Source organism: Clostridium neonatale (assembly GCF_900465025.1).
Lineage (GTDB): Bacteria > Bacillota > Clostridia > Clostridiales > Clostridiaceae > Clostridium > Clostridium neonatale.
This window is the reverse complement of record NZ_UICR01000003.1, coordinates 80816-100789: the sequence shown is the minus strand read 5'-3', so window position 1 is coordinate 100789 and position 19974 is coordinate 80816. Positions and strand designations below refer to the sequence as shown.

Genomic DNA, 19974 nt, shown 5'->3' with positions numbered 1-19974 from the left:
TATGAAATTTAAATATAAGATATATTATCGTTTATTAGCAGTTCTGGTTGTTGTTGTATTTGTGGGTTTATATAAAGTTTTGGAAGTTAAAGATATAAATATATCTGAGATCAGAAATGCAATAATTAATTCAACTGATGTAAGTGTTATGGATGAAGATGATGGAACAAAATTAAGGAAACTTTATGGTGTAAATAAGTATGATTTAGATCAATTTATTTATTACGGACCTAAAAGTAATATGGAAGCTAATGAAATACTTATTATAAAACCTAAAAATGATTCAGATACAGAAAAAATTGAAAAGGCTATAACAAATAGAATAAATACACAATCGGATAGTTTTAGAAATTATAATAAAGAGCAGTATGAAATACTATCAAATCATATTTTAGAAAAAAAAGATGGGTATATAATACTATTGATTTCTAAAGATAATGAAAAAATTAAACAATCATTAGATTATGTATTTAAGTAAAGTAAAAGTGTGTTTTTGGAGTGATTATATTTGGTATTTAGTAATTTATTATTTATGTATGTATTTTTCCCATTCACATTAATTATATATTATTTTTCTCCTAGGAAAATGAGAAACTTTGTAATATTGTTAGTGAGTTTACTGTTTTATAGTTGGGGAGAACCTATATATATTAATCTAATGTTGGCTTCAATTTTAATAGGATATATAGGAACAATTTTTATTGATAAATATAAAGAAGATAAAGAGAAATCGAGATGTATATTAGTAACGACAATTGTCATTATTTTAAGTACACTTATATTTTTCAAATATTACGGATTTTTGGTAGATAATATTAATTTGATTTTTGGATTAAATTTGAAAATTAGGACATTGCCATTACCATTAGGAATTTCATTTTATACATTTAAACTTATTTCATATGTTGTTGATGTATATACAAGAAAGGTAAAAGTTCAAAAGAATTTTATAAATTTTGCGACCTATGTTTCAATGTTTCCTCAACTGTTATCAGGACCAATAGTTCAATATTCAACTATTGAGAATCAATTGACTAATAGAAAAGAATCAATACAAAAATTTTCTGATGGGGTTGAAAAATTTATAAGTGGTCTTGGAAAAAAAGTTATTATTGCTAATAACATAGGTTTAATTTGGGATCAAGTTATAGGTAATTCTATTTCTGAAATTTCAATTTTGACAGCATGGATTGGAATAATTTCTTTCACCTTTCAGATATATTTTGATTTTAGTGGTTATTCTGATATGGCTATAGGTCTTGGAAAAATGTTTGGATTTGATTTTTATGAAAATTTTAATTATCCATATATATCTAAAAGCATTACTGATTTTTGGAGGAGATGGCACATATCTTTAGGCACTTGGTTCAAGGATTATATATATATTCCTTTAGGAGGAAATAGGACTGGCAAGGCAAAACAAATCAGGAATATATTTATAGTTTGGCTAATAACAGGACTTTGGCATGGTGCTAGTTGGAATTATATAATATGGGGGTTATACTTTGGAATAATTTTATTTATAGAAAAGAGTGGCTTTCTTAAAATATTAAAAAAACTTCCGGGATTAATAAGAAATATCTATACAATGTTTTTAGTAATAATAGGCTGGGTATTTTTTGAATTTACTAATGTAAAAGATGCATTTACATATATCAGAGCCATGTTTGGTGCAAATACGACAGGGTGGTATGATAGTTTATCACTATACTTATTGGGTACTAATAAAACATTTTTAATATTAGCTTTTATTTGCTCTACACCAATAATTGGGGTATTTATTAAGCTTTTTAAAAGAAATAGAATTGGAAAAATAATTACTATTATTTTTTATATATTAATTGTAATTATTGCAACTGCTTATTTAGTAGGTGCAAGTTATAATCCTTTCTTGTATTTTAAGTTTTAATAAAGGAGGGCTAATAAGTGGAATATACAAATGAAAGAAGAACTGTAAGGAAAAAGAGAAAAAAGGTAATAAAAAGGAAAAGAAAGAAGAGTAAATATTGTATTACATTGAGTTTGACATTTTTATTTTTAATTAGCCAAATATCAATTATGAACATTATACATAAAAATAAACAAATATCAGTACTGGAAAATAGAACATTACAACAAATGCCAAAGTTTTCAATGAGTAGTTTTTTTGAAGGAGATTTTTCTAGTAAATTTGAAAATTATATATCTGATCAATTTCCAGGCAGAGACTTTTGGATAAAGCTTAAAGCAAAAACTGAAATTATGGTTGGTGAAAATAAGATAAATAATGTATACCTAGGAGAGGACAATTATTTAATTGAAGATTTTAAAAAGAATGATAATAGTATATTAACTGAGAAAATAAATAACATTAATAATTTTGCAAATAAAAATAATGGTTTAAATGTATCCTTTATGCTGGTACCTACAGCCTCTGAGATATTGAAAGATAAATTGCCAAAGTATGCACCAGTAGATAGTCAAATAGAATATATTAATAATGTGAAAAAAAATCTAACAGCTAATATTAATTTTATTGATGTAGTTGATGATTTTAAGGAACATAAAAATGAAGACCTCTATTATAAGACAGATCATCATTGGACCACTAAAGGTGCATATATAGCATATGTTCATATGTGTAAGCAGTTAGGAATTAAATATTTAACTGAAGATAAATTTGATGTAGAAGATGTTACTAATGATTTTTATGGAAGTTTATATTATAAAATGGGGACTGGAATAGGAAAGCCAGATACAATTAAAATTTATGCTCCAAAATATGAAAATAATATAGTTGTCAATTATGTAAATGAAGAAAAAAAAGTAGCAAGTTTATATAATAATTCAAAGCTAGATGGAAAAGAAAAATATGAAGTATTTACAGATGGAAATCACCCTCTTATAAATATTAGAACCGATGGAGATTATAAAAAGAAATTACTTGTTATAAAAGACTCATATGCAAATAGTTTTATTCCTTTTTTAACAACTCATTATGGAGAGATAGATGTAGTAGACTTAAGATATTATGTAGATAATTTAGATTATCTTATAGAGAATGATGGTATTACTGATGTGTTGTTCCTATTTAATGTTAATACATTTGATGAGGATAATTCAATTTTAAATATTTCAGAGTAATAAAATATATAGAATGATTAATCTTAATTATATAAAGGAGATTATAATTAAGAAATGACTAGATGTTGATATGATAAAATGAATCTTATTAGATTTGTATTACAAATCTAATAAGATTCATTTTATATTTTTTCAAGTTGATTTTTTCCATTACATATATAGAATTTAACAAAATTTCCGATAATAAATTAAAAGATTAGATAGTAAAATAAACATTAGGAATTAGGAGGTTATCTTAATGAAGCACAATTTTCTAAAGAAGTTAATAGCTACAAGTGTAATAACAAGTAGCATTTTTTCTATATGCCCAACAACAGTACTAGCTGCAGGTGTAAATTATGCAGGAGTGGGACAAACTAATGGACAATGGTCTAAGCAAGGAGAAAACTGGTACTATTATGTAGGCGGACAATTACAAAAAGGATGGATATATGATAGAACAGGATGGTATTATGCAGATAAAAATGGTGTAATGCAGACAGGAGTAGTTCAAATAGGTGGAAATATTTATCTTTTAGCTGATTCGGGTGTCATGCAAACAGGAACTGTAGTAATAAATGGGAAAGTATATACAGCAGGATCAGATGGAGTATTTTATGGAGATGATTTACCGGTGCCAACAAAATCATTTGATTGGTATGGAACAAATGATAATATCGCACACCCTTCACAAGTGATAGACTCATCAGAAGATGATTCAAGCTCAACAAATCCAGTAACAGCATATGATCCTTTAGCACCAAAAGAGAAATTCCAAGTTATATTTAAAGATGATGATGGCGAAGATCTTAAGATTAAAAATGCTAAAGATGGGGATACCATAACTCTTTATAAGCCAACTAAGAAAGGCTATGAATTTGTAGAATGGAATACTAAGAAAAACGGCGATGGAGAAGACTATGACTATGATGATGAAATAAAAGTAGAAAAAGATATTAAATTATATGCTGTATGGGAAGAAATTGAGGTTACTGATGATAATGCAGAAGATTTAGGAATAGTAAAAGTTCAAGATATAACTATTGCACCAGAAGGCAAGAAGAAGGAAATAACTACTGATAAGGGAACATTGAAGTTTAGCGTTGATGTATTACCGGTAAATGCTGATAATAAGAAGGTCGATTGGTCAGTAGAAAGTGAAACTGGAAAGGCTACAATAAGCGATAATGGATTATTAACTGCTGAAGAAAATGGCGTGGTTATTGTTAAGGCAACTGCTAAGGATGGATCAGGAATAACTGATAGTATTAGAATAACAATAAGTGGACAAAAATCAGGAAGCGGATCTGGAGAAGGCGGCTCAGGAAACGGATCAGGTTCAGGAAGTGGCTCAGGTTCTGGATCAGGAACAAATAATGGTGAATTACCAGTAATAGTTGGTGATGAAGCTATTATAAATAATAGTACAAGTACAGAATTAATGAAGGGTAACACGTATAGTACAATAAGAATAGCAACAAATAATAAAGAAATTACATTACAAAATATTAAGGCTAATAAGATTGTAATAAATGGTGGAGACAATATTATATTAGATAACTGTCATGTTAATTACATTGAAGTATTAAGGCCAGGAACAAATTCTACAGTTACACTTAGAAATGGAAGTACTGCACAAATAGTTAATATAGAAAGAGGAGTAACTCTTTCAGGTACAGGATATAATAAGGTAAATGTTAAGACTGATGAAGTTGTAACAATAAATAGTGGTGCAACAATTGATACATTAAATCTTACTGAGCTAATTTCAAAGATTAGGCTAAATGGAACAGTAAATACAGTTAATGTAGCTTCAAGCGCAGTTAATTCCGTAATTGAAGGTAATGGATCAATTGGTAAATTAGTAACTGATGCAACTAACATTAAACTTGGTGTTTCTAGTGTTGGAACAATTGTAGGTAATGCAGAAAATACATCATTAGGCGGATTGATTGATAAGGCTAAGGAATTAGAAGATATAACAAAAGAAGTTGAAGCAGCAGAAAAAGCTAATTCTACAAATAATGCAGCTTTAATTAAGAAAATTGAAGATAAGATTAATGCAAATGATCCTTATAGAAGTGAATATGAAACATTGTTGTTTAGGGTTGAACAGTTAGGAACAAATACTTCAGCAGCAGCAAATCTTAAAGAAGCTAGAAGCTATGTATCTGCATTAGAAAAGGTATCTAAGCTTGATCCTACTAATACAATAGCATTTAATATATTGCTTGAAAATGATGGCTCAGCTAAAGTTACGATTTCTGGAGAAGGTGACTCATATACTATTGATCAATTAAGAACAATAGCATTAGAAAAAGTTAAATCATTAACACCAGGCTTAATAGATAGAACAAATCTTGAGAATAGAATAAAAGCTGTTGATACAGTAATTACACAAGGCAAGAAATTAAATAGTATGATTAGTAATATAGAACAGTCAACTACTGGTGCTGCTGTTAATTTCGAAGCTGATGATTATAAAGTTATCGGAATAGATAATGTTACTAAGAGTTATGTTCCAATTTCAAATAAATATGTTTCATTGTTATCAAATAAAACAAAATTTAAAGATTTCAAGAGTGTTCCAGCATCATTATCCGATGATAATATTTCAGAATTAGTAAATATTCTTGAAACTGATAAATCATTAATAAAATCACAAGTAGTTCAAGCAGTAACTATTATTAAAACTAAACAGAAATTAGAAGAAGATATTGACAGCTTTAATGATTATATTATTAATAATGGATTAGATACAGGTGAAACAGTATCCTTAACTAAGCTTGAATCAATTAGAGACAAATATAATTCAATTAATGAAGCATTGAACAAATTACAGAAAGAAATTACTGATGGAAATATTGTTTCAGATGATTTAAAACTTAGAGATGAAAATGGTGGACTAATTGGAAATGGATATAATGAATTGGCTGCAGAAGGAAGTACTTGCAAAGATAAATTATCAAAATATACACTAAAATTTGTTGATAAGAGTATAAACTCTCTTTACATGAGTCCAGTAGTTAGTGAAGGAGTAATTACTACGAATATAGATTCGGCTAAAATTTCATCATCATTAACAAATAATGATCTTGTAGAAGTACGTAAGACCTTAAATACTATAAGAACTAACTATACGGATATAATAGATAGTGCTAAAATACAAGCATATATAACTGCATTAGAAAAGGCACAGACTCAATATGAAGAAGTACAAAAGGTATTGGATGCATTAGATGGTGGAATTAAGGCAAGTGGATCTACTGCTATTAGAACAGATAATGGGTATATTCTTACAGTGAAATTCCCAACAACTGGTTATAGTATAGATGCAGATAATTGTACAATTACAGCAGGAAGTAGTGCACCAAAATTTAATGTTAATGTAACAACAGGTAGTGGAGCCGAATTAGTAATGAAGACTACTCTTGAAGCTACTAATACGGCATATACTATATCAGCAACAAATCAAAATATAGATAATAAAGTAGGATCTCTTGTAATAACAGAAGAGTCAGGTAAAAAGAAAGGAACAATTATATTTACGGATCTTATTTATAATACTACATTTGAAGTGAAAGATAGCGCTGCATTATCAAAAACATATACATTTAAAGTTAATGTAACAGGTAAGATATCATCAGGTGAGTATGTTTATACAGTTACTGTAAGCAGAATTTAATATATTTAAAAACAAAAAATAATTAAGTAAGCTTTGCCTTAAGGCTATATTAGATATAATAAAAGTATTTAATTTAGTTTTAAGGCAGTTTTTTATTTTGTTATGTATGTTACTAAACTTATGTATGGTATTAAAGAATTTTTCAATGGGTGCATCTTATAGAATGATTTATATTTAATGATATTTCAAGAAATAAATGCATAATAATCCTAAAAAATTACAAATAAGATTGTTCGCGCTAGATTACAGAGGGATAACTAAATAGTATCGATTTACAACTATTTCGATTTGTGTATTACTATTGTTTATTTTTACATGGTGAAGTGTTTTAAAAATATAATAGAACTACTTTATTCTGCTTTAATCTAAAATATTTGAACTAGCATACTTTTCTTAGATGTGAAATGATTTAAGATGTGGAAAGACTTTATTTTAGTAGCATTGTTGCTTTTGCAAATAATGTACATTGAAAATTTATTATGATATAATATTTCAGTTAAATAGTATTTTTAGCACATATTTTATGTGAGAAGCAAAGATTAATAGTACTAGGTTATTACAGTTTTTATGTATTTGAAATATTTTAGATAGGGGAATTTATGCCAATGTGATATTTTTAATAAAGTGTTTAAGAGATTTGTGATATTTTTAATAAAATGTTTAAGATATTAAATAGATGATTAATATATACTATATAAGATTTTAGGAGGAAAAAACGTGGCTGATTATAAACAAGAAATTGAAAAAAGAAGAACCTTTGCGATTATATCCCACCCGGATGCTGGTAAGACTACACTTACAGAAAAGTTTTTATTATATGGAGGAGCTATAAGGCTTGCAGGTTCAGTTAAGGCGAGAAAGGCTTCTAAGCATGCAGTATCTGACTGGATGGAAATTGAAAAGCAAAGAGGGATTTCTGTTACTTCATCTGTTATGCAGTTTAATTATGGTGGACACTGCATAAACATATTAGATACTCCGGGTCACCAAGACTTCTCAGAAGATACATACAGAACTCTTATGGCAGCAGACTCTGCAGTTATGGTTGTAGATGCAGCAAAAGGTATAGAGGATCAAACAAGAAAGTTATTCCACGTTGCATCACTTAGAGAAATGCCTATCTTTACATTCATAAACAAGATGGATAGAGAAGCTAAGGATCCATTTGGTTTACTTGATGATATAGAAAATGAACTTGGAATAAAAACATATCCAATGAACTGGCCAATTGGTTCAGGTAAGGAATTTAAAGGTGTATATGAAAGAGATAACAACAGAATCATAGCATTTAATGGTGGAAACCATGGTCAAAATGAAGTTGAGGCCATTGAAGGAACACCAGATGATCCTAAATTCAGAGAAATTTTAGGTGAAGCACTTCATGATAAGTTAATGGAAGATATTGAACTTTTAGATATAGCAGGTGATGAACTTGATATTGAAGCTGTAAGAAAGGGAGAATTAACTCCAGTATTCTTTGGATCAGCTTTAACAAACTTTGGTGTTGAGCCATTCCTTGAACATTTCTTAGAAATGACAACATCACCACTTCCAAGAAATTCATCAGAAGGACTTATTGATCCATTTGATAAGAATTTTTCAGCATTTGTATTTAAGATACAAGCAAACATGAATAAGGCTCATAGAGATAGAATCGCATTCATGAGAATTTGTTCAGGTGAGTTTAATAAAGGTGAAGATGTTTATCATGTTCAAGGCGGTAAGAAAATAAAACTTGCTCAACCACAACAATTTATGGCTGAAAACAGAGAAATTGTTGAAGAAGCATATGCAGGAGATATAATTGGTGTATTTGATCCAGGTATATTCTCAATTGGAGATACTTTATGTAGCCCATCAAAGAAGTTCCAATTTGAAGGAATTCCAACATTCTCTCCAGAACACTTTGCTAAAGTAAGACCAGTTGATACTATGAAGAGAAAACAGTTCATTAAAGGTGTTACACAAATAGCACAAGAAGGTGCAATACAAGTATTTAAAGAAATCCATATTGGTATGGAAGAAATTATTGTTGGTGTTGTTGGTGTTCTTCAATTTGAAGTGTTAGAATACAGATTGAAAAATGAATACAATGTTGATGTTAAGATGGAAAGAAACTCTTATAGATATGTAAGATGGATTGAAAACAAAGATGTTGATATGGATTCATTGAATTTAACTTCAGATACAAGAAAAGTTAAAGATATTAAAGATAGAAATCTTCTTATATTCCAAAATGACTGGGGTATAAGCTGGGCTCTTGACCATAATGATGGATTAATTCTTTCTGATGTTGGTAAGAGTGAAGCATAAGCAATTTACAAGGAACCTCTTGGATATTCATAAAAGTATCCAAGAGGCCTTTTAATTTTTATTCATTATCAGAAACTTCATTTTTAGAGTCATTAATATCTTTACTTAATAAAGATATATTCTTATTTATAGCATTCAGAATACTATTACTTAATTCTTGAAATGAATCTTCAACTTTTTTATCAGATGAATCTGTTTTATCATTAATTTGATTAATCTTATCAGAAATATGCTTAGCAATATCAGAAAAGTCATCAATTGTATTATTTGTGTCTATAACAGCCTTTGATTTTGAAGTGCCAAATGTATCTTTTATTGTATCCATCATAGATATAATATTTCCAAAATCTAAGATAGGGGAATTGTGGTTAACCATATCAAATAATTTGCTAAGTTTATCATCAGAGCTTCTTACATCTTTTTTGGGAGTATCAGTTTTATTGTTCATATTTTTTATGATATTAGACAAGTCATTAATAAGATTACTAGATGATGAAAAGCTATTGTCTAATATATTAGCTGTATTATTAAGATTTTTAATTATATTAGTTAAATCTTGTAGTATATCATTAGATGATGAAAAGTTATTATCTAAAAGATCAATTTTGTTATTAACACTTTTAATAATGCTAGATAAATCTTGAATAATGTATTTAGAAGAAGAAAGGCTATTATTAATTATTTCTGTTTTATTATTTAGATTATCTACCATATCTGATAATTCATTAAGAATGTTATTATAATTTATAAATTTAGTATCAAATCTAGATAATTTCTCATCTATATTAGTAATATTATTGGTTAGTATATTATAGATATTATCTATTTTTTCTATTATCTCATTAAAGTTATTGTTATTAGGATGAAGATCATTAGAATTATTATCGTTGGAGTCGTAATCAAAATCAATATTAAGATGACTATCTGTGCTATATTCATTATCTTTAAAGTTTACATAATTTGATGTATCTATATTATCTTCACTATCTAAATTAATGTTATCAATTATATCATTTGTTATTTCATAATTATTACTTTTTTCATTGTAAGTATGTTCATCACTTAAAGCTTTAGCATCGTCATAAGAATTCTCATAATCTAATGTTGTATCTTTAGTATAAGTATTTTTATTATTTGATGTTGTGGCATTATCATAAGTATTCTCAGTACTTAATTTTGAGTAATCATCTTCAAATTTTTCTAAAACTAGATATGGAGGATTATTTGAATTACATGAGCTAAACTTAACAAAAGTACTTGTTGATGGTGTTATAGGAGAAATTAATAAATTATAGTTTATATCAAATTTAGATAAATTGTTTATAAGGTCTGTAACATCAAATTTAATGTATGAATTTATTTGAGAAACAGAAATTTCTATGGAGAGTTTATTAGATAGACTGTCTCCAGAATAGTTATTCCAATTAACCTTTTCTATATCTATATAGTCAAAATCACTAATAATATTCAATTTAGTAGATTTATTTGTAACAGTTTTAATATCTTCCAAAAACAAATATAGATAAGCATGATTAATATTATTGAATTCTAAATTAAGAGCAGGAAAAGCTAATAAAGAAATACTTGCATTTACTTTGGAATCTTGTCCTTTCAGTAAGCTAACAATTAAGCTTTTATCATTTGAATAGTTGGTATTTGAATGAGATTTGCTAACATAAGTTGAATTCTCACAATTAACCCGAACTGAATATGCCAAATCCGTTATCTCCTTAAACATAGTTCTATATAGCCATAATATGATATTGATAGTATTAGGTTCATGCATCAAAGTAAATTATTATACAATAGCATTTTTAAGTGAATTTTTTAACACGAAATTTAATATATCAGAATATTATAAAGTATGATTTCTGTCTAAATTTATTTACAAGTTATAGGAAAGTAATTAAATAATACTTTGTGATTAAAAAGAATAATATACAAGAAGATAAACTGGGGAGGATATGATATGAAAGTAAATGATAAAAGATATAAAGAAAGAATTAAAGATATATGTGAAGAATGTGATATGATGCTTGATGAATGTGACACTACATCATCTTGGAAATCTGATATGACATCATCTGAAGGATGTGATGTAACATCATTTGAGAAATGTGATATGACGTCATCTGAAAAATGTGATGTAACATCATCAGATGAGTGTGATACTACATCATCTAGAGAATGTCATATCACATCAGATGACTATGATATGACGTGTACAAGTCATTGCAGAAATAAAGAAAAACCACATATTTCAATAAAATGTAATTTACGAGTTGAATTAGATAATAAGAATAGAGCTATTTATTTATGTCCTAGAAGAGTTCAATATTTTACATTTAAAGTATTGAAATCATGTGGAGAAGTTTGGATTAATCACAAAGGAGATCGTCATTGTTCAGAAATGGTTGGAAGGCTTGGACGATATAAAATAGTTGGAAACGGAGTAGTTGTATATACTAAATGCAAATTAAATCCTAGGGATGTTGATATTTTACACTTTACAGTAATAGATAAGTGCACAGATAGTTGCGTTAATTTTGCAGCTGTATTTAGCTATAATCCATGTAATTGCTGTAAAGAATGTAATAAATAATATGTAAAAAATAAGTAACACTTTTATAAAGAAAACCATATTATACAATATAGGGAATATCTAAAATACAACTTAGGAGGAAAAGATATGGAAATAAATGAAAAAGATGTACTAGTAAAGGCAGAAGATGGAACTGAAGCTGAAGTGACAGAAACAACTGAGATAGCTGAAGGAGAAAAAGGTTATTACCATCCTTCAACAAAAATAAACTGTGCATTAGATGTTGAACTTGATCCAAAGAATGTAGCAATTTATGTATGTAAATCATCAACACAATGTTTTAAATTTAAAGCATTAAAATGTTGTGGAAGCGCAGATATTAAGATAGAGCCTGCTTATGGTGAGGGCTGGTACTACAATCCTTATAAAAATGAATGGAAAAAAGTAGTCCATGATTTTGGAACATTCATATTTGGAAATGGTGGATTATGCTTTAAACCAGATGAAGATTTAGAACCAGGAGATTCAAAAACATTAACATTTAAAGCAAAATCATGTGGTAATGAAGTTGAATTCGATGCAACATTTGTTTTTGATCCATGTAAATGTTGTTGTGCTGGGAAGTCTTGTAAGTCTTGTTGCCGTAAATAGATTATAGGAAGATAGGTTAATCAAATAGTATAATTATAAATGAGTTTATGAAGGCTAGTTTAATATAAAAAGTTGGGCGTATGAAGAACATTGAAAGATTTTTCTGCGCCTTTTTATTTTACATAAATATATAATTATAGATTACTTATAGATTACTATATTAAACCTCATAATAATTAATCAGAAGGCTATATTTCTATAACTCGTACGCATATTATATTAATTATCTAATTTATTTGCTTTTTGTGCCTATTTAAATTCTTTTAAAAATGAACTATAAGCAAATTATTGTTTAATAGTTAAAAGTTATATATTATAATATGAATATAAGAAATATATTTTAATTTGTAGAATATAGTAGAGGGGGAAGGTCTTATGGATATAATCAAAAAAAAGGGACATAAAGAAGAATTTAATATTTCAAAAGTAAGACAATCAATTTTAAATGCATCAAATGAAATTAATCAAACATTATCAGATTCAGATTTAAATGTTATTGAAAAAGAAGTCCTTAAGAAATTAACATTACTAAATAGAGAAATAACTTCATCTTATGAGGTATTTTCTATTGTGTTATATGCATTAAAAGAATTAGGCTTTAATAAAGTTGGAGATGCATATTTTAAGGGATCAATTGAATTTTAATAGTAAGTAGTAAACAGCTGTTTTAAGAAAAAATAAATCTTGAAACAGCTATTTTATTACTGCATAATATTAAAATTTTCTTAATAATGATAAAATAGTTTATATTTTTTAAAATTCTCTTTAATCATATATCATTTTTTGCTAAAATCTAATAAGAGAGGGGGAGAGCCATTTTGAAAATACAAAAAAAACTTATTACTTTTGTAGTTATGTTTACAATGTTACTAAGTATGGTTCCGACATTAAATGCAAAGGCAGCTAATATTAGTGATATTTCTATAATATCGGATACAGATGTAACTGAAAAACAAGCAGCTAAATGGGCTAAATCGAAGGGCGCAACTGATACTTTTATAGATTTAGCAGAATTATATTTTGAATATGCAGAAGATTGTGGTGGTGTAAATCCAGCAATAGCATATGTACAAGCTGCTAAGGAAACAGGTTATGGTAAATTTGGTGGAGTTATAGATGAGAGTTATCATAATCCATGTGGATTAAAGACATCATCTGGAGGCGGAGATTATGATGCAAGTGCTCATCAAAAATTTAATACATGGGATGAAGGCGTACAAGCTCACTTGGATCATTTAGCTCTATATGCTGGGGCAAAGGGATATCCTAAAAGTGATACATATGACCCTAGGCATTTTGCAACTATCAAAGGAAACGCAAAAACTGTTAATTCTCTAAGTGGAAACTGGGCACCTAGTAGTACGTATGGAGAAGAAGTAAACAAATTATATAGAGATTTACTTAAATATTCAGGCGTAAGCATAGGTGATGAAGAAATAGAAGATGATTTCGATGACGATAGTGACAATAGCAGTAATCAATCATCTAGTACCCCATATCCTGCTAAACCAGAAAGTATTCCAAGCGGATTGAATGCAACAGAAGTTATTCAATTAAAGAAAGTGGAAGAAACTCAAGATACATCACCTAATGAAGAGTCAACAATTGGATGGAAAAAAGAAAATGGTGTATGGTTTTATTATAAATCTGATGAAACCAAAGCAACTGGATGGCTTAAGGAAAATAATAACTGGTATATGATGAAAAATGATGGAGTAATGCTAACAGGATGGCTAAATGACTATGGAAAATGGTACTATTTTGATGAAGCAGGACCAATGGTAAAGGGATGGAAAAAGATAGATAATAAATGGTACTATTTTAAGCAATCTGGAGAAATGGCAACAGGAACATTATATGATGGAAATAACCTTTATTATTTTGATGGTTCTGGAGCAATGAGTGAAGGCTCAGGATGGAAAGAAATAGGTGGAAAATGGTATTACTTTGGAAATGGTGGAGCCTTAAAGACAGGCTGGCTTAAAGATAATAATATGTGGTATTATCTTCAAGGTGATGGAACCATGGTAACAGGATACAAAATTATAAATTCTAAGACATATGCATTTGATAATGGCGGTAAAATGCTAACTGGCTGGATAAGTGTAAATAATGTATGGTATTATTTAAATTCAGGCGGAGATATGGCAACAGGCTGGATTAATGTAGGAGGTAAAAAGTACTACCTATATGATACAGGAGCAATGTCTAAAGGATGGATTAATTTAAATGGATCATGGTATTACATGTCAAATAGTGGTGCGATGACAACAGGATGGGTTGAATCTAATGGGGATGAATATTATTTAGATACAACAACAGGAAAACTTGTTACTAATACAACAATTGATGGATTTAAATTGGGTTCAGATGGTAAGAAAGTTAAATCATCTAGTAATGATGGAAAGACAGATGCAACACCAGGAACAGGAAGTGATTCATCTTCTAATAATTCATCATCAAACAATAATAATAGTAACAGTGGTAATACTAACAATAATAATTCGACAATAATACATGATAAGCCAACTGCTGGCAAAAAAGTAATAGTAGTTGATGCGGGTCATAATTATGGCGGAGATGATGGAGCATATGCAACTCATAATGGTATTAACTATTCAGAAAGAGATTTAAATATGCAAACTGCATTAAAGTTACAGTCAGAACTTCAAAGCAGAGGATATACTGTTATTATGACAAGAGAAGAGAGTGATAGAAGTACTACAGCTGAACTTCAAAGCTTAATTAATAGGGTTAATATTGCAAACAATATTAATGCTGATTTATTTGTAAGTATACACCATAACACAGCTGGAGCAACAGCAAAAGGTGTTGAAGTTTATTATAGTTCATCTGCACAAGATGATACTTTTGGTGGTGGATACAGTGCTGAAAGACTTGCAAAGAGTAAAGACTTAGCAGCAGCGGTTTCAAGCAATATAGCAAGTGCGGTTGGAACACCGAACAGAGGAGCTAAAGATAGTGCATTTAAAGTAGTTAGAAATACTAAAATGCCATCAATATTAATTGAAACAGGATTTATATCTAATCCAGAAGAAGCTGCAAGATGTGCTGATTCAAATAGTCAAACAAAAGTAGCAAAAGCTATAGCAGATGCTATATCAGCTAGATATTAAAAATTAAAATTTAATATTTGTATAAGAGTTAATCAGATTAATATGCTCATCTTATAATGGACAGAAAAATAATACTGTTTATTATAAGATGGGCATATTTTTATATGAAGAAAATTGATTATTAAATATACAATATAAGTTAAAGCCATAAAAGGAATTTAGTAGTAATATAGTTAAAATCATTGCTAGATATGTATTTATATTAAAAAGTAATATATCTAAAAGTAACATATTTGAAAATAAAATATTAATAAAAATTATAATTAAATAATTATAATGAAGAAAAATGTATCATGTAAAATTATTATAGAATAAATAAATAGACTTAAGTATTGAAAATTTTAAAATCATAGGAAAACGTGTAATACAAGGTACCAAAATTTGATGTTATACTTGTATAGTATATATGTAGAAAAGTATCGAGATTTAGAGTTTATTACTTTAAACAGATATCTTAATCTAAATAATCATTGGGAAGTGGTAATTAACAAGAAGGATTGGAGGAAGCGATTTTGAAGACTAATAAGACTGTGACAGCACTTTTTCTCGCATTTGCTATGGTGCTAGCTTTAATTCCTATGAATAAAGTTGACGCTGCAACATTAACAGATATAAAAATAATTTCTGAAACTAATGTTACAGTAAAGCAAGCAGAAAAATGGGCGAAATCGAAGAATGCAAGTGAAGAATTCATTGAACTTGCTCAAATTTACTTTGACTATGCAGAAGAGCATGGCGGTGTAAATCCAGCAGTAGCATATGTACAATCAGCTAAAGAAACTGGATATGGAAATTTTGGAGGTGTATTAGATTCAACATACCATAATCCATGTGGATTGAAAACAAGTTCAGGTGGAGATGACTATAATCCAGATGCTCATCAAAGATTTGATACATGGGAGCAAGGTGTAAAGGCACATTTAGATCATTTAGCTCTTTATGCAGGGGCTAAGGGATATCCAAGAAGTGATACAGAAGATCCAAGGCATTTCGCTACAATAAAGGGAAAAGCAACTACAGTAAATTCATTAGGTGGAAACTGGGCTCCAAGTACTACATACGGAGAAGAAGTTAATAAATTATATCGTGATTTATTAAGCTACTCAGGGGCTACACTTACAGAAGATGAGGAAATTAAAGATAATTCATCAAATTCTGATAAAAATGATAATAGCTCAAATAATGGTTCAGAAACAACAAATAATCCACCAAATTTTAATGTTGTAATTCCAGAGGCAGTTCAAGCTACTGAACCAGTAGCAAAGCCGGTAAATGAACCATCAAATATTTCATCAACTATAGGATGGAAAAAAGAAAATGGAACATGGTATTACTATAGATCTAATGGAAGTAAAGCTACAGGATGGATAAAACCGGGAAATGATTGGTATTATCTTTATAGTAGTGGAGCTATGGCAAGTGGTTGGAGTAATATAGGTGGCACATGGTACTATCTAAAGCCAAGTGGTGAAATGCAAATAGGATGGCTTAAAGATGGATCAACATGGTATTACTTAGAAGGAAATGGAGCCATGTCTACAGGAATGAAACTTATTAATGGTAAGAAGTATTTCTTAGATACTAGTGGAGCAATGAGAACATCATGGTTTAAAATAAGCGGAAATTGGTATTATTTCTCGGGAAATGGAGATATGGTTACTGGATGGATAAGACCTGATGGTAATTGGTATTATATCCATGATAATGGAACAATGGCAACAGAATGGGTAAAAGTTAAAGATCAGTGGTATTATTTAAATTCAAATGGTGCAATGGCGACTGGATGGATTGTATATAATTCAGATTATTATTATTTAACAAGTTCTGGTGCTTTAGCTGTCAGCACAGTTATTGATGGATGGCAAATTGGATCAGATGGTAAACGAGGAGATAAAGTAAGTTCTGGTGGTCCATCTTCAAGTAAAGTAATAGTTGTTGATCCAGGTCATAACTTTGGTGGAGACGATGGAGCATATGCAACACATAATGGAATCACTTATGCTGAAAGAGACTTAAATATGGAAACATCTCTTAAATTGAAAACAAAGCTTGAAGAAAAAGGATATACTGTATTATTAACAAGAAATCCTTCAGATAGAGAAATATTAGGTGTAACTCAAAGTTTAACTAACAGAGTTAATTTAGCAAACAATTTTGGCGCAGATTTCTTTGTAAGTATACATCATAATTCAGCAGGAGCTGCTTCAGCAAATGGTGTTGAAGTATACTATAGTTCAAATGGTCAAGATGCAAGCTTTGGTGGAGCAACAAGTTCATCAAAAGTTTCTACAAGTAGAACATTAGCAACATCAATTGTAAATTCAATATCTAATCAAACAGGAGCATATAACAGAGGGGCTAAGGATAATAACTTCTTTGTATGTAGAAATACAAAAATGCCATCTGTTTTAGTAGAAGTAGGATTTTTGACTAATCCGACAGAAGCAGCAAATTGTGCAAATCCAATTTATCAAGATAAGGTTGCAACAGCAATAGCCAATGCAATAGCTTCAAATATATAAGTAAAAAGAGTATCATTAGAGATTTAAAAATCATAATGATACTCTTTTTTGGTTGATAGGTTTAAACTTAATTAAATAGATTTATAAATGGTTGCTATATTTATGGAGTTTAGCTTTGATAGATCTAATTTGTATTTAGTTAAGGATATTCAGTCATTAATCAATTTTTTAAATGTAGTTCTAATTATATATAATTATATCCATTTATCTAATAGTATAGTTTTAGTATAGTTTTTATTAGACGTAATAAGTTTAGTCCTAATATACTTGATCATATTATAATCAAATTGCATAGGAATATGTTTTAAATAAGTGTTGTTATGTTTAAAATATACATAATGTGGAAAGTATCAAAATGAGGTGATTATTTTGATACAAGAAGATGTTAATTTTGAAAAGCTAGAAGGACATTTTGGAAAACTATTAAAGTGTGATATTTATAAAAATAGATGTATTGATGAGTGTTTATATTGTAAGAGTAAAAATTATATAAAATTTGGTACATATAAAGGAATTCAAAGATATAGATGTAAAGAATGTGAAAAAACTTTTTCTAAAACTACAAAATCCATGTGGAGTTATTCTAAAAAGCAGCCAGAAGTTTGGGTGAAATTTGTAGAACTTATGTTGCAAAAAAAGTCTTTAAGGGCATGTGCAAAAATTTTAAAGATAAATATCAGAACTGCATTTATATGGAGACATAAAATTATGAGGGAGCTCACATCAGATGTTATGGCAGAACATTTAGAAGGAAAAGTATTTATAGCAAAGACTATTGAAAAAGAGAATTTTAAGGGATGTAGAAAAATTACTGTTTTAGAAAGAAAAAATATATGGATTGTAGCAGCAAGGGATAGAAGAGATTCAATGATAGCAATGCCAGTATGTATGCAATTTTGGAATGAAGATAATTTTAATAAGATAATCTATTCAAAAATAACAGAAGATTCATATATAGTACCGGATAATGATAGATATATGATGAATATTGCTAAAAATCATAATAAGGGAATAGTTTTAAATTCAAAGCTAGAAAAATCTGTAAGGAATTTTAGGCGTAATTTAAGAAATTGGATTGGAATATTCAGGGGAGTGGCAACTAAATATTTGGAAGGGTATTTATCATATTTTGTACTATTTAATTTATACAAAAAATTTAATAGTCTTGATTTTACATATAATTTATGCTTAAAAATATTATAATAATTTTATATAAATAATAATAATAACATTGAAAATTCATCGTAAAATGTAAATTTAAATCTATGATTTAACAACATTATTTTAAAACACATACATATACTTTTTATAATTGCTATATATTTATAAGTATTATATATTAAAAGTAATGAAATAAAATATACATGATACTCAAAAGAAAGCAATAATAATTTATTTTATTGTTTTAAGATTGTTTACAAATTACTTATTGATATAATATATTAAAAAGTATATAGTGAATTTGAACATAATAATTGAAATATATGAATATAGCTTAGATAAATTAGAAATGGGATTTGGAGGTATTTTTGAGATGAATTGGTTAAGAAAATTTATGTATGGAAGATATGGAGTAGATGAATTATCTATAGCTTTATTAATAATATCTTTAGTGTTAATGCTAATAGGAGGATTTTCTTCAAAATTATTTATATTAAGGTTAATATCAGATGTATTTATAGTTTTATATATGTTTAGAATATTTTCAAAAAATATATATAAGAGACAGCAGGAGTATTATAAATATTTAAATGTAAAAAATAAGATAGTTGCATTTGTTAAAGGAAAATCTAATAGAGCAAAAGAGTTAAAAACATATAAATATTTTAAATGTCCAAATTGTAAACAAAAATTACGTGTGCCAAGAGGAAATGGAAAGATAACAATAACTTGCTCTAAATGCAAGACGCAATTTAAGGGAAAGTGTTAAAGGACATATATAATTAGAGATTGATAGAGTCATTAATTAAAAGTATAAATTATTTTAAAATAGAAAAAAGACTGAAACATTATCAAAATATT

At 28.3% G+C, this 19974-nt stretch carries 13 protein-coding genes; 12 read left to right on the top strand and 1 reads right to left on the bottom strand.

Going from position 1 to position 19974, the window contains the following annotated elements; translation table 11 throughout:
* The first annotated feature begins 1 nt into the window (after position 1).
* From CNEONATNEC86_RS18845 to CNEONATNEC86_RS18825, 5 genes are all read left to right on the top strand, one after another.
* The gene (locus CNEONATNEC86_RS18845; protein WP_058296681.1) at positions 2-478 is read left to right on the top strand and encodes a DUF4358 domain-containing protein; all 477 of its coding nucleotides are present in this window, start codon (positions 2-4) and stop codon (positions 476-478) included.
* A gap of 108 nt (positions 479-586) precedes the next feature.
* Entirely contained in the window at positions 587-1909 is a 1323-nt protein-coding gene (locus CNEONATNEC86_RS18840; protein WP_321023733.1) for an MBOAT family O-acyltransferase, read from the top strand.
* A gap of 17 nt (positions 1910-1926) precedes the next feature.
* Complete coding sequence (locus tag CNEONATNEC86_RS18835; protein WP_058296679.1) at positions 1927-3123, top strand: DHHW family protein; 1197 nt, start codon at positions 1927-1929, stop codon at positions 3121-3123.
* A gap of 238 nt (positions 3124-3361) precedes the next feature.
* Positions 3362-6787: an InlB B-repeat-containing protein gene (locus tag CNEONATNEC86_RS18830; RefSeq protein ID WP_159136620.1), complete on the top strand. Its 3426-nt coding sequence runs from the start codon at positions 3362-3364 to the stop codon at positions 6785-6787.
* Between the two features lie 717 nt (positions 6788-7504).
* Entirely contained in the window at positions 7505-9100 is a 1596-nt protein-coding gene (locus CNEONATNEC86_RS18825; protein WP_125147648.1) for a peptide chain release factor 3, read from the top strand.
* Positions 9101-9158: 58 nt separating this feature from the next.
* Here the strand turns inward: CNEONATNEC86_RS18825 and CNEONATNEC86_RS18820 are convergent, their stop codons facing one another.
* Entirely contained in the window at positions 9159-10817 is a 1659-nt protein-coding gene (locus CNEONATNEC86_RS18820; protein WP_159136619.1) for a DNRLRE domain-containing protein, read from the bottom strand.
* Positions 10818-11069: 252 nt separating this feature from the next.
* On the opposite strand from CNEONATNEC86_RS18820, the gene CNEONATNEC86_RS18815 reads away from it, so the two are divergent.
* The 7 genes from CNEONATNEC86_RS18815 to CNEONATNEC86_RS18785 all read left to right on the top strand — a co-directional run bounded on the left by CNEONATNEC86_RS18815 (position 11070) and on the right by CNEONATNEC86_RS18785 (position 19882).
* On the top strand, positions 11070-11702 hold the full coding sequence (locus CNEONATNEC86_RS18815; protein WP_159136618.1) for a hypothetical protein: 633 nt from the start codon (positions 11070-11072) through the stop codon (positions 11700-11702).
* A gap of 87 nt (positions 11703-11789) precedes the next feature.
* On the top strand, positions 11790-12293 hold the full coding sequence (locus tag CNEONATNEC86_RS18810; RefSeq protein ID WP_125147645.1) for a hypothetical protein: 504 nt from the start codon (positions 11790-11792) through the stop codon (positions 12291-12293).
* A 375-nt stretch (positions 12294-12668) separates the two neighbouring features.
* Entirely contained in the window at positions 12669-12938 is a 270-nt protein-coding gene (locus CNEONATNEC86_RS18805) for an ATP cone domain-containing protein (RefSeq protein ID WP_058296673.1), read from the top strand.
* A gap of 173 nt (positions 12939-13111) precedes the next feature.
* Positions 13112-15430 carry an N-acetylmuramoyl-L-alanine amidase gene (locus CNEONATNEC86_RS18800; RefSeq protein ID WP_159136617.1) on the top strand — a complete coding sequence of 773 codons (2319 nt, stop codon included), beginning with the start codon at positions 13112-13114 and terminating at the stop codon, positions 15428-15430.
* A gap of 512 nt (positions 15431-15942) precedes the next feature.
* Positions 15943-17952 (top strand): N-acetylmuramoyl-L-alanine amidase, encoded by a 2010-nt coding sequence (locus tag CNEONATNEC86_RS18795; RefSeq protein ID WP_200848548.1) that lies wholly within the window; start codon positions 15943-15945, stop codon positions 17950-17952.
* 369 nt (positions 17953-18321) lie between these two features.
* Complete coding sequence (locus CNEONATNEC86_RS18790) at positions 18322-19155, top strand: IS1 family transposase (RefSeq protein WP_125147643.1); 834 nt, start codon at positions 18322-18324, stop codon at positions 19153-19155.
* A 331-nt stretch (positions 19156-19486) separates the two neighbouring features.
* The gene (locus CNEONATNEC86_RS18785) at positions 19487-19882 is read left to right on the top strand and encodes a hypothetical protein (RefSeq protein ID WP_058296670.1); all 396 of its coding nucleotides are present in this window, start codon (positions 19487-19489) and stop codon (positions 19880-19882) included.
* Positions 19883-19974 lie beyond the last annotated feature (92 nt).